At 46.0% G+C, this 12,976-nt stretch carries 10 protein-coding genes and 1 pseudogene; 5 read left to right on the top strand and 6 right to left on the bottom strand.

Going from position 1 to position 12,976, the window contains the following annotated elements; all coding sequences use genetic code 11:
* The first annotated feature begins 35 nt into the window (after nt 1–35).
* On the top strand, nt 36–1,253 hold the full coding sequence (locus BTW00_RS01560) for a CaiB/BaiF CoA-transferase family protein (protein WP_075105927.1): 1,218 nt from the start codon (nt 36–38) through the stop codon (nt 1,251–1,253).
* Nucleotides 1,254–1,369: 116 nt separating this feature from the next.
* Nucleotides 1,370–1,585 carry a hypothetical protein gene (locus tag BTW00_RS01565; RefSeq protein WP_075105928.1) on the top strand — a complete coding sequence of 72 codons (216 nt, stop codon included), beginning with the start codon at nt 1,370–1,372 and terminating at the stop codon, nt 1,583–1,585.
* Between the two features lie 8 nt (nt 1,586–1,593).
* On the opposite strand, the gene BTW00_RS01570 is transcribed toward BTW00_RS01565, so the two are convergent.
* Entirely contained in the window at nt 1,594–2,358 is a 765-nt protein-coding gene (locus BTW00_RS01570) for an IclR family transcriptional regulator (protein WP_075105929.1), read from the bottom strand.
* 223 nt (nt 2,359–2,581) lie between these two features.
* On the opposite strand from BTW00_RS01570, the gene BTW00_RS01575 reads away from it, so the two are divergent.
* The 3 genes from BTW00_RS01575 (at nt 2,582) to BTW00_RS01585 (ending at nt 7,222) form a co-directional block, all read left to right on the top strand.
* A complete protein-coding gene (locus BTW00_RS01575; RefSeq protein ID WP_143506471.1) occupies nt 2,582–4,045 on the top strand; it encodes an NAD-dependent succinate-semialdehyde dehydrogenase in 1,464 nt (487 codons plus the stop codon).
* 176 nt (nt 4,046–4,221) lie between these two features.
* On the top strand, nt 4,222–5,481 hold the full coding sequence (gene gabT, locus BTW00_RS01580) for a 4-aminobutyrate--2-oxoglutarate transaminase (RefSeq protein ID WP_075105931.1): 1,260 nt from the start codon (nt 4,222–4,224) through the stop codon (nt 5,479–5,481).
* Between the two features lie 301 nt (nt 5,482–5,782).
* Nucleotides 5,783–7,222: an APC family permease gene (locus BTW00_RS01585; RefSeq protein ID WP_075105932.1), complete on the top strand. Its 1,440-nt coding sequence runs from the start codon at nt 5,783–5,785 to the stop codon at nt 7,220–7,222.
* An 88-nt stretch (nt 7,223–7,310) separates the two neighbouring features.
* Here BTW00_RS01585 and BTW00_RS01590 read toward each other — a convergent pair whose 3' ends face one another.
* The 5 genes and pseudogenes from BTW00_RS01590 to BTW00_RS01610 form a co-directional block, all read right to left on the bottom strand.
* Nucleotides 7,311–8,684, bottom strand: a complete 1,374-nt coding sequence (locus tag BTW00_RS01590) for an NAD-dependent succinate-semialdehyde dehydrogenase (RefSeq protein ID WP_075105933.1) — start codon at nt 8,682–8,684, stop codon at nt 7,311–7,313.
* Nucleotides 8,685–8,811: 127 nt separating this feature from the next.
* Nucleotides 8,812–8,940, bottom strand: a pseudogene (locus BTW00_RS13880) (agmatine deiminase family protein); the annotation flags it as partial.
* Nucleotides 8,941–9,103: 163 nt separating this feature from the next.
* Nucleotides 9,104–10,480, bottom strand: coding sequence for a glycosyltransferase (locus tag BTW00_RS01600; RefSeq protein ID WP_083603525.1), 1,377 nt, complete (start codon nt 10,478–10,480; stop codon nt 9,104–9,106).
* Nucleotides 10,481–10,631: 151 nt separating this feature from the next.
* Nucleotides 10,632–11,504, bottom strand: a complete 873-nt coding sequence (locus BTW00_RS01605; protein WP_075105934.1) for a TIGR03915 family putative DNA repair protein — start codon at nt 11,502–11,504, stop codon at nt 10,632–10,634.
* 196 nt (nt 11,505–11,700) lie between these two features.
* Entirely contained in the window at nt 11,701–12,969 is a 1,269-nt protein-coding gene (locus BTW00_RS01610; RefSeq protein WP_075105935.1) for a putative DNA modification/repair radical SAM protein, read from the bottom strand.
* Nucleotides 12,970–12,976 lie beyond the last annotated feature (7 nt).

Here is a 12,976-nt window from a genome sequence, read left to right on the forward strand (position 1 = left end):
AAATCGAAGAATACGCCACAGAGTAAGGGAATTTCATGGCAGATATAACTGATATGACGGATATACCAAAAGGTGCATTGCATGGTATCAAGGTGCTCGATTTATCAAGAGTGTTGGCAGGTCCCTCTTGTACGCAAGTGCTCGCCGATCTGGGCGCAGACGTCATCAAAGTTGAGCGTCCACATATCGGTGATGAAACGCGCCACTGGGCACCGCCAACATTCAGCGATGACACCTCCGCTTATTACGCTACCATCAATCGCAACAAAAAATCGCTCACGGTAGACATCACCACGCCAGCAGGGCAGACCATAATCAAACAGCTCATCGCTGACAGTGATATTTTGGTAGAGAATTTCAAAGTCGGTGGTCTCAAAAAATACGGTTTAGATTACGACAGCCTCAAGCAAGACAATCCGCGCCTGATTTACGCGTCTTTGACAGGGTTTGGGCAGACAGGACCAGATGCCAAGCGTCCCGGTTATGATTATATTATTCAAGGGTTGTCAGGGTTGATGAGTATCACAGGACCAAGTGATGGCGAACCACACAAAGTTGGCGTCGCAGTGATTGATTTATTTGCAGGGTTGCAGCTGACGATTGGTATCCAAGCGGCGCTATTGGCGCGTCAACATACTGGCGTTGGTCAACACGTGGATGTCGCATTGCTCGACAGTGCGCTGTCTATGCTGGCCAATGTCGGCATGAATCATTTGGCATCAGATAAGATTCCACCAAGACTGGGCAATCAGCATCCCAACATTGTGCCTTATCAAGTATTTGCGGCTAAAGGGGAGGCGCACTTTATTTTGGCCTGCGGCAATGACCATCAGTTTGCCAAACTGTGCAACGTATTGTCAGTCGATTGGCATACTGATGCACGTTTTGCGACCAATCCTAATCGCGTTGCCAATCGTGGGCTGCTTTGTGCTGAGCTGACTAAAATATTTGCCAAACAGCCACGTGCTTACTGGCTTGCAGCTTTGGATCAGGTGGGCGTACCTTGCGGTGCGATTCATAACGTCGCCGAAGCTTTGGCGATGCCACAAGTCTCAGCTCGCGAGATGATTGTAGATTTTGCGACTCAAGGCAGCCCCGTTCGCGCCCTTGGCAATCCCATCAAATTATCGGCATCACCTGTCAGCTATCGCACACCGCCACCGCGTTTGAGCGAGCATACCGATAGTACGCTTGCTGATTTAGGCTACGACAGCGAGATAATCGACAAGCTAAAGGCGGACGGCATTGTTTAGTTCAATGCTTGCCACAGTATCTTTACAGTGATAAATACTAAAAAATGGAATTTTTAAACAAAACAATCTAAACCAAGTAGTGTAAAACAAGTAGTGTAAAACAAGGAATGTTAAGCATGAAAATATATAGCCATGAAAACCTAAGTCTGTATAGACCGTTGCCCTATTTTTCTTATGGCAAGATGCATGAGCCTTTAGAGATACCAGAGCGTATGGTGGAATTGTTAAAAGAACCAGCAGCATTGGGTTTAGAGGTTACCGCTGCCACCGATATCGGTATCGCGCCCATATTAGCCGTTCATGATAATGAATCCTGCAACTACGTCACATAAGCAATCAATTATGATTCAGCTATAAAACCTAAATGCCGCTCAATCTGTTCGGCCAACTCAATCAATACTGCACTGACCTCAGCCCGTTTAGCCTCATACTCTCCTTGCAAAAAACTCACTGCCATGCCAGCGACCGCCGTGCCTGACGCATTACGAATATAAGTACCTAAGCAGTACATCCCATCACGCAACTGTCCATCATCGAGTGACAATCGACTTTCCTGAGTCGCTGCAAGCTCGTTGGATAAATCCGCAAAGTTTTTGACGCCATGTTGGGTCATAGGTGTCGGAAACTTATCCTTATACAATGATTTTATGCTATCCATCGACAATGTTGAGAGCATGGCTTTGCCTGTTGCCGAAAATACCGCAGGCACGCGCACGCCTGCCCGAAAGGTAAAACCAAGCGGAGCAGGCGACTCATGGCAGGCCAAAAACACCACTTCTCCCAAATCCAGTTTTGACAACGTCACGGTATGTTGCAGTAGTACTGGATATTGCACAATCAAATCTTTGAATAATCGTACAACGCCTTGCTGCTGCTCATATTTTCCAGCCCAATACATTAGATATGAGCCCAAATAAAAGCGGCTTTCAGGATCTTTATAAATGACATGCTTAGTCAGCAAACTTTGCAAAATATTATGCGTAGAGCTGCGAGGAAGCCCAAGTTCTTTGGCAATATGAGCGGCGGTTAGCGGCTGTGCGCTATCGGTAATCAAGTCCAAAATTTGAAAGGTTTTGTCTAGTGCAGGCACGGCAGTCGAGCTCATAAGTAACCTATAAAAGTGAAATAAAATGAAAAAGTACAAGGTAATTATCAAAATAATGCGATTAAGGGTTGCAAATCGCGTCATATCGTTCTTATAATGATGTCTCGTATATAGAATACGTGTTCAGTATATTGAACAAAAAAACAATTATCAATAATTATTTAATAGTTACCATTATATCCATTCTTATAAACATACACTCTATATGACAAGGAGCGTCAACATGTCAAATACGCTACAGTTATCAAATCCAGACCTACTCAAACAATCTTGCTTCATTAAAGACGGCTGGCATGTCTCCAGTGACAATGAAACCCTCGATGTGGACAATCCTTTTAACGGCGAGCTCATTGGTACTGTACCAAGCCTTACGACAGAAGATGTCAATGACGCCGTTGCCTATGCTCATGAAGCGCAAGTTGCTTGGGCGGCAAAAACCGCCAAAGAGCGTGCAGAACTGCTGCAAAAGTGGGCCGATCTTATCGATGCCAATAAAGAAGATCTTGCGATCATCATGACCGCTGAGCAAGGTAAGCCGCTTACTGAGTCACGCGGCGAAATCGGTTATGCCAATAGCTTTATTCGCTGGTTTGCCGAAGAAGGCAAGCGCGTTTACGGTGATGTCATTCCTGCCAATAGTACGCAATTACGTCATGTTGTGCTCAAGCAACCCGTCGGTGTTTGTGCCGCCATCACCCCTTGGAACTTTCCAGCGGCGATGATCACGCGCAAAGTCGCTCCAGCGATGGCGGCAGGCTGTACAATTATCGTCAAACCAGCCACCGAAACGCCATTCTCAGCTTTGGCGTTGGGCGCTTTGGCAGAGCAAGCGGGCATTCCTTCAGGCGTGCTCCAGATTGTAACGGGCAAATCATCAACCATTGGTGAAATCTTAACTGGCGATGCACGTATTCATAAGCTGTCGTTCACCGGCTCTACAGAAGTCGGTCGTACGTTAATGGCGCAATGCGCGCCGACTATTAAAAAGCTATCACTCGAGCTGGGTGGCAACGCGCCATTTATCGTTTTTGATGATGCAGATTTAGAGAAAGCCGCTGCAGGTCTCATCGCTTCCAAATACCGCAATGCGGGTCAGACCTGTGTGTGCGCCAACCGTGTCTACGTGCAAGACAGCATCAAAGATGAATTCTTAGACGTCTTTGTCAAAAAAGTCGCTGAACTAAAAGTAGGTAACGGCTTAGAAGAAGGCGTCGATATTGGCCCGCTTATCAACAAAAAAGCATTAGATAAAGTTCAAGCCCTGCTAAAAGACGCCTTAGATAAAGGTGCCAAATTGGTCACGGGCGGTAGTGTCAATGACGCCTCAGAGCTGACGTATAACCCAACCGTTATTACCGATATCAGCAGTGATATGGATATCGCCTCTGAAGAAATCTTTGGACCAATTGCGACCATATTTACCTTCAAAGACGAAGCAGAAGTGATTCGTGCTGCCAACGATACCATTTATGGCTTGGCCGCTTACTTCTATAGTAGTGACTATGCACGCTCATGGCGCGTAACTGAAGGGTTAGAGTACGGCATGATCGGCCATAACACGGGTTTGATTTCTACAGAAGTTGCCCCATTTGGCGGCGTGAAGCAGTCTGGTTTTGGTCGCGAAGGTTCAAAATATGGTATCGAAGACTATATTACGACTAAATACTGGTGTTCTGACATCAGCTAATAAATAACTCGGCTAGCATTTAGCAGAACATTCGTTTAACAAAAAACTTAACGAAACATTTTAGATATCGAACGGTGTTTTATCTCAAACAAGCACCGTTTGATATCACTAAGTCTCAAATGAACCGCCAATCACTAGATGGCATTTATGTTACGAACACAGAAAAGGACATTCCCATGACTACCAATCAATCATTACTTGAGCGCCGCAAAGCTGTTTTACCAACAGGACTTGGGGTTGCCTTTCCTATCTTTGCAGAAAAAGCAAAGAACTCAGAGATTTGGGACATTGAAGGCAAGCGTTATATCGACTTTGTCGGTGGTATCTCAGTATTGAACACCGGTCACAGCCATCCAAAAATCACTCAGCGTGTGCATGAGCAGCTCGACAAATTTACGCACACTGCGGCGCAAATGATCAACTATGAGTGCTATGTGGATTTGGCAGAAAAGCTGTGTGAAAAAGCACCGATCAGCGGTGATAAAAAAGCGTTCTTTTTGACCACTGGCGCAGAAGCGGTAGAAAACTGCATCAAGATTGCACGTGCTAAAACCCGTCGTCCAGGTGTGATCTCTTTTGTTGGTGGCTGGCATGGTCGCACCATGATGTGTATGAGCCTAACAGGCAAAGTACTCCCATACAAAAAGAACTTCGGCCCAATGCCAGGACCTGTGTTCCATGCATTGTTCCCTGCAGAAGAGCTGAATGTGACCGAAGCACAAGCGCTACACAGCCTTGATATGATCTTCCAAGCAGATATCGATCCGAGTGAAGTGGCGGCGATGATTGTTGAGCCAGTCCAAGGCGAGGGTGGTTTCCATCAGGTAACGCCATCATTTGCCAAAGCACTACGCGAGATCTGTGATGAGCATGGCATCGTGCTTATTTTTGACGAAGTACAGTGTGGTTTTGCGCGTACAGGGACATTGTTCGCCACTGAACAGTTAGGTGTTGAGCCTGATTTGATGACTGCTGCAAAGAGCTTGGCGGGTGGTTATCCTATCTCTGCGGTCATCGGCCGTGCTGATATCATGGATGCGCCGCAAGTCGGCGGCTTAGGTGGCACTTACTCTGGTAACCCGCTCGCCTGTGTGGCTGCGCTTGCTGTCATGGAAGTGATCGAAGAAGAAAACTTACTGGAGCGTAGTGTCGAGATTGGCGATACCATCGCGTCGTTCTTAAAAGGCTTGAACCTAAGCAGCATCGGTCATATCCGTTATAAAGGGGCGATGCTAGCGTTTGAGCTAATCGATAGCGAAGGCAAACCTGATGCAGCAGCAGCAGCCAACTTAAAAGCAAAAGCATTTGAGCAAGGCTTGCTACTAGCGTCTTGTGGTATGTATGGCAATGCTATTCGTGTGATGGTGCCATTAACGGTTGAAGACGAGGTGCTACAAGAAGGTCTTGATATCATTAAAGGTATCCTTGCAGCTTAATAGTTATCGAGTGTCATAAAATTTAGCGATGGATCGCTTCTAATCAAACATTGATTTTGATTGAAAAGTTATAGTGAAGATAACGGCAAGGTTGCCCTTATGACACTCACATGGAGTGTGATTTTAAACGGTGCCTTGCAAGTCAAAGCGCCGTTTTTGCTATGTGAATATCAAACAACGAGCAATCGGCTTTCTTTGGCGGAAACGATATATAGTAAATATGATGAGTGATATCTCATTAAACAGAAATAGTGTAACCATAAAAGGTTCACACGGATGACACACAGACAAGGAGTAGGTTATGTCTGAATTAAAGAAAACGTTAGGTGTGTTCGATATCATTGCGCTGGCATTCGGCGCAATGGTTGGTTGGGGCTGGGTCGTGCTGGCGGGTGGTTGGATTATCTCGGCAGGCATCTGGGGCGCAATCAGTGCATTCTTGATTGGCGGTCTTGTGGTGGTTTTGATTGGTGTAACGTATGCTGAATTGGCGGCATCCATGCCTATCACAGGAGGCGAGCACACTTATACACACCGTGCACTGGGGGTAAATATATCCTTTATCTGCTCATGGAGTATTTTATTTGGTTATTTTTCCGTCGTGGCGTTTGAGGCGGTGGCACTGCCAACCGTTGTCGAATATGTCATTCCCAATTATAGTCAAGGCTATCTTTGGAATATTGCAGGCTGGGATGTTTATGCCACGTGGGTAGCTGTCGGTATGCTTGGCTCCATCATTGTCACCTGGCTCAATATACGCGGTATGGAAGTCAGTGCATGGTTCCAAAAGTTGGCCGTTGTCGGTATTTTCTGCGTCGGTATCTTACTATTCGTTGGTGCGTTATTATTCAATCCTGAAACCTCCAACTCAGTACAAGCACCAAACTTTATCGGTGGTATGGGCGGCATCATGACGGTGATGGTAATGGTACCGTTCTTATTTGTCGGCTTCGATGTGATTCCGCAGGCCGCAGAAGAGATCAATCTGACGCGTCCAAATATCGGCAAATTTTTGATTGTCTCTATTATCATTGCCGTGCTTTGGTACGTGGCTGTCGCTTGGAGTGTGGGCAAAACCTTGCCATTATTACAAGCGCAAGATTCGACATTGGCAACCGCTGATGCAATGACCAACGCTTGGAATGGTAAATGGGCAGGTACGCTGCTGGTTATCGGCGGTGTACTGGGTATTTTATCAAGCTGGAATGCATTTCTTATCGGTGGTAGCCGTCTGCTATACGCCATGGGTAAAACGCACATGTTGCCACAGTTCTTGTGCAAGCTACATCCTAAATACAACACCCCAGTCAATGCGATCTTGTTGATCGGTGGCCTTGCAACACTAGCGCCATTATTTGGTCGCAAAATGCTCGTGTGGATTGTTGATGCGGGCGGCTTTGGTATCGTTATCGCTTATACTTGTGTTGCATTGTCATTTTTAGTGCTACGCTACCGTGAGCCTAATATGATACGTCCATTTAGAGTACCAGCAGGTAAATTGGTTGGTGTCATCACAATCATACTCAGCCTTGGTATGTTGGCGCTTTATCTGCCAGGTATGCCGTCGGCATTGGTTCCTATCGAGTGGTGGATTTTCCTTGGCTGGACGGTTCTTGGCGGCGCAATGTATGGCTATGCGTCAATGAAAAACCCTGGTAAGAGTAAAGAGATTATGGATCATGAGCTGCATGAGCTCAAAATTGTTAATCAACAATGGTTAAAAGAAAATCCATATAAATAATAGTCTCATTTTAGTCAGTTAACCACCTTAAAAAGCCTAACGTCAAACGTTAGGCTTTTTTAGTGCATACAATCAAGTGCTTATACGATTAAGACTTATCACGGATAAGCTTATAGTTTAAGAACTCAGTGATACCAAGCGTACCAAGCTCGCGACCAAATCCTGAACGTTTAACGCCGCCAAACGGTGTGTTTGCTTCCGTACCAGACGGCGCGTTGATAGTGACCATGCCTACTTCTAATTTATCAGCAATATCAGCAGCTAGGGCAGCATCTTGCGTTTGGATAGAAGCACCAAGACCAAAAGGCACATCATTAGCAATCTTGATAGCGTGATCGACATCACGAGCCTTGTAGACGACGGCGACAGGACCAAACAACTCTTCACGGTAGACATCCATTGATTCAGTGACATCTGTTAGTACCGCAGGTTTGAACCATGCACCAGGCTTATCTTTGAGCAGTCCACCTTCTACTAGGACCGTCGCGCCTGCTTCAACGGCACTATCTAACTGCGCTTGCAGATTGACCGCGGCAGCCTTTGAAGACATTGGGCCGATAAAGGTTTTTTCATCAAGAGGATCGGCCAATGTCATACCACGTACAGCATCGGTAAAGCCCTCAACGAACTTGTCATAGACAGACTCAAGCACGATTAGGCGTTTGGCGGCGTTACAGGCTTGGCCGGCATTACCAAAACGACCAGAGATCGCGCCTTTTATCGCTTGTTTGATATCGGCATCTGCTGCAACGATAAAGGCATCGGAGCCGCCAAGCTCCAACACGACTTTTTTGAGTGCGCCGCCTGCTTCTTTGGCAACGGCTTGTCCAGCGCGCTCAGAGCCAGTGAGTGAGATACCTTGTACACGCTTGTCATGAATAATAGTCGCTGCCTGCTCGTTGGTGGCAAAGATATTGTTATAAACACCTTCAGGTACGCCGACCTCTTTGAACATATCAGCGATAACTTCTGCAGTCTTAGGGCATTGAGGCGCGTGCTTTAAGATAATAGTATTACCTGCCATAAAGTTTGGCGCGACAAAACGTGCCACTTGATAATGCGGATAATTCCACGGCATGATACCGAGTAGAACGCCAACAGGACGTTTTTCTACCGAAGCTGATCCTGAGTCAACGTCAATGGTATTCGGCGCGAGTAGCTGCTCAGCATTGTCTGCATAGTAACGATAGATCTCAGCGACCAGACCGATTTCACCCTTGGCTTGTGCAACGGGTTTACCCATCTCACCCGCCACGATACGAGCCAGCTCGTCTTGACGTTCCAGATAGCTATCGGCAATTTTATGCAGTAGTGCACTGCGCTCACTCAATGAGACTTGACGCCAGTCTTGATAGGCGTTGTCAGCCTGCTCGATGACTTGCTGGATGTCTTGTTCAGTGGCGGTAGGGTAAGTGGCTTCTAGTTCGCCAGTGGCTGGATTGTTGATTTGATAATCGCTCATAGCGCTGTCCTTGTTTTTGATGTGTTATTGGATTTGATATCCATTTATATTCGTCTTCTTATAAGTATACTTTTGCTTACTGCTAAGTATGCTTTATTATGGTTCATCCTATACCAAGCGGCACGCTTTAGAGTGACGATTTGGTCACAGGTTGTTGCTGAGTGATACAGTGGATATTGCCGCCGCCATAGACAATCTCGCGGATGCGTACGCCGATTACTTGATGCTGCGGAAAGATTTTTTCAAAGTGCACATACACCAATGACTTATTAGGCTCGTGTTCTGTAACTTTAAACTGAATACTCATCTTAATACAGATTGAAAATGCCACTTCCATTGCTGGAAATGGCATTTTTTTGCTTAATATATCTCATCATGACTGAGATTGGCTCCTGCACAGATAGAGGTAGGCAGTCAGCTTATGACTTTTGATCAGCGTCAGGTGCTTCTGATTTGATATCTACTTTTGTTGTTTCTTCTACTTTTATTTCATCTTCTATTTCTGGCGATTCCGCTTTTCTTGCTTTTTCTTTGATCAATTTGACTTTTGGGCGTTTGGGGATGGGTTCGACATGTTTGACCGCCGCACCAAAGGCAGGTTTATAGGTTTTTTTAAGGCTTCTTTTGATTCTTCGTACGGCGAGCGCATCGGCCTCAGCCTGTTCTTCTGCCAGCGCAGTATCGTACAATCCTTGGTATACCGCGATTGTCTTTTCGATCATCTCACGCATGGTGAATTTGTTGGTCATCTCAGGTCGCGTCACACTTTCTAATTGATTGCGCACCGCTTTACATAACGAGTTGGCATTGTGTTCTTTTACCAAACCTTGCGGATAGAGCGGTTGTAAGATTTCGCTAAAGGCGGCTTTATCCCAGCCAATGACAGGTGTGCCCAAATGAATCGCTTGCAGGGCATTAATGCCGATCGATTCTGGCTCATTGGCAAGTGCCATAACGATATTGGCCGCTGAGAGCCATTCACGCATGTCATTACGCTTGCTACCCACATAAGTAATGCGCTCAGCCAACCCCAGACTGTGAGTACGTTGACGAAAGTCTTCATGAGCGACATCACCATCTTTATAATCATCGTCCATAATGATGACATGAATATTGGGAAATTGCTCTTGTAGATTGCCCAAGATATCAATCAGCCACTCTTGACCATACTCATTGCCAATGACCGTTGGAAATACGAGCCACTTCTTGTGCTCAAGCTCAGGATATTCCGCAAAGGTATGACGCAACCAATAGACCGATGGATTGTGCCGATAAGGATAGCGCCGAGTATCGATGCCGCGGTAGATACGCGTGATGATTTTCGGATCGACTTCTTCACGGCGTAGGCCTTTTTTTAGGTATTGGGTGACGCTATCAGATACAGTGATAATTGTATCGACATTGAGCAATGCTTGAGAGTATTTATTGATGGGATAAAAGCCATACATGGTTGAGACCAGCTTTGGGAAACGTTTCACGCGCGCACGGCGCAATGCTAAATGCAATATCCATGCAGGGGTGCGCGAATGTACATGAATGACATCAGGCTCATACTTCTCAATCAAATGCCGCAGTGCTGAGACTTGCAGCAATGACAGCCACGATTTTTTGTTCATGTGGACTTGATGATAGTGATTGCCATCACGCTTCAGCCGTCTGACCAAGTCATTGCTCTCATCAGCGCTAGAAACAATGATCGAGGTATGCCCGTTTTTGACCAGTGCGCGCCCAAGATGAAAAATACCGCGCTCGGATTCATCATGCTTCAAAGACGACAGTAGGCGCATCACTTTCATAATAACATAGGTCACAGGTTAGGAGGATCAAGCTGCTATTGTCAGTTAAAAGCGCATAAAACTCAACCATCAAGATAAAAAGATGGCGTCAGATATGTGGCTTTTTGCCACATTATAATCATGATTGCGTTGGCAAAAATGCCTAAAATCTTTAGCGGCGCTTTTGTAGATGCTCAGCATTGGGCAACACTTGTTTTTCGCTTAAGTATTTCCAATATCGCTGCGGTAGATATTGCCTGTGTAGCTTAGGATTTTTGCGCTCCTTGATATTGACGTTGGTAAAGTAGCCTTGCCAAAACTTTTGATAACGCTGCTCATCAGGGCTATGAATGCTGGCAGGATTGCGTAGTACCGCATCATCGAGGTCGGTGATGGTTTGCAGGGGTGCAGGACGAGTAGGCGTGCTATTACTTTTATCATAATAAACGCCGTAGCCGCGTGTCAGATCATAAATCGCCCAGTGCTGATCTTGATAACGCTGACGGAAATGCTCTCCGATTAGTGGCAAGACATTAAAATCAGGCTCGACCCGTGCAAAATAAATATCATCGGTCGTGTGCTCAAAACGTACAAAGGCCTCCATGCGATGCTTTTCACGGCCGACGGATTTGACCGTCTGTACCAGCTCTAACACATCCAAGTGACCAAGATCTTGCATAATGTAACGGCTAGGGTAGTCAATGGCATACTTAACCACACGAAACAAAGTGGTGCCGATATCGTCCTTTTCTGACAAAAACCCCCACAAAATATTGCGCATACCTGAGCGACCAAGCAAACTATTGAGCTTTACCAGTACCCGCTCTGCATGGTCTTCATTGGTTGCAACACCAGTCGCTTGCGCAATCAAGGAGGGTATATAACAGTCTTGAGCGGTGAGTTTGAGTGAGGCGTCATCTTGCAATCGATTGGCATAGACATAAAACACCGCGCTGAGCCAGCCCTCAAAGCTTGGCTCATACAGCACAACGCTGGGCGTTAACTGACCGATAGTATAATTGTCGTTTTGCGCAAGTGCTGACATGGTTTATCCTGAAACGATGTGAAATGTATTTTGGCTCGTCATAAAATCTATGTAAGTATTGTCAAATGCTACTGTTGGATATTTTTCTTGCGTGCTGTTCGCATCGCATGACAGAGGCTGCAAAAAATATCACCAGTAGCGCTACCTTTTTATTTTATTGATTTTAGATTGATTTATATTTACGACAATGCCAAATTTAAAACAACGCTAGCTGTCCGCTACGTTGATCTTTAAACTTGGTCTGCGTTTGCGCCAGTACGTACTGGCGGAAGTTATCGCGTGTCAAATGGGCAAGGTGCTCGTTTTTGCCAGTGGTTGCGATAAAATACTTGGCACGGTTGACCGCGGCTCCCATCTTTTTTAGATGATAGAGCGTCAACTGGTTAAATTTGCGTGCTTTGATGATTTTTTTGGCAGTCTTGGTACCGATGCCAGGGATACGCACGATCATCTCATAAGTAGCTGTCTGAATATTGACGGGAAAATGCTCACGATGGCGTATCGCCCACGCCAGTTTTGGGTCGCAGTCTAAGTCCAAAAATGGCGATTCTGGCTCCACAATTTCATGCGCACCAAACCCATAAAAACGCATTAACCAATCTGCTTGATATAGACGGTTCTCACGTACCATCGGCACAGGGGTCCCAATCGCTGGCAAGCGATTATCAGAGAGCATCGGTACATAGCCTGAGTAATAGACGCGTTTTAGATCGTAGGTTTTATAAAAGTGACTTGATAATTGAATCACCTGTAAGTCAGTCTCGTTGCTAGCACCGACGATCATTTGACTGGTCTGACCGGCGGGCGTAAATTTAGGCGCTTTTTTATGAGTTTTGCGGCTCTCACGGATGGTGATGATTTCCTCTTTTACTGTTTCCATCGGCGCTTTTAATTGATCGTGTGATTTTTCTGGCGCGAGCAAAGCCAATCCTGATTTGGTTGGAATTTCGATGTTGACGCTCAGACGGTCTGCATATAGTCCTGCCTCTAACAATAGCTCTTTTGAAGCGCCAGGAATGGTTTTTAGATGAATATAACCATTGAAACGCTCGCGAGTACGCAGTATCTTTGCCACTTCGACCAGTCGCTCCATCGTATAGTCGCCACTTTTGAAGATACCAGAGCTGAGAAACAGCCCTTCGATATAGTTGCGGCGGTAGAATTGCATGGTCAAATCGACGACTTCTTCAACCGTAAAAGCCGCGCGCGGCGTGTCGTTGCTTTTACGCGAGGTGCAGTACGCGCAGTCATAGATGCAATGGTTGGTCAAAAGAATTTTTAGCAGACTGACACAGCGACCATCTTCGGTATAGCTGTGACAGATACCACTTCTTGAGGCATCGCCTAGAGCGCCGCCTTGGTTTTTGCGAGTACCAGCGGAGGATGAGCAGGAGACATCATATTTGGCAGCGTCGGCCAAAATATTGAGCTTGCCCTGTAATCTTTCATAATTGATGCTTGCCATAAGTCGG

Origin of the sequence: Psychrobacter sp. C 20.9 (genome assembly GCF_001921765.1) — a bacterium.
Taxonomy (GTDB): Bacteria; Pseudomonadota; Gammaproteobacteria; order Pseudomonadales; family Moraxellaceae; genus Psychrobacter; species Psychrobacter piscatorii_B.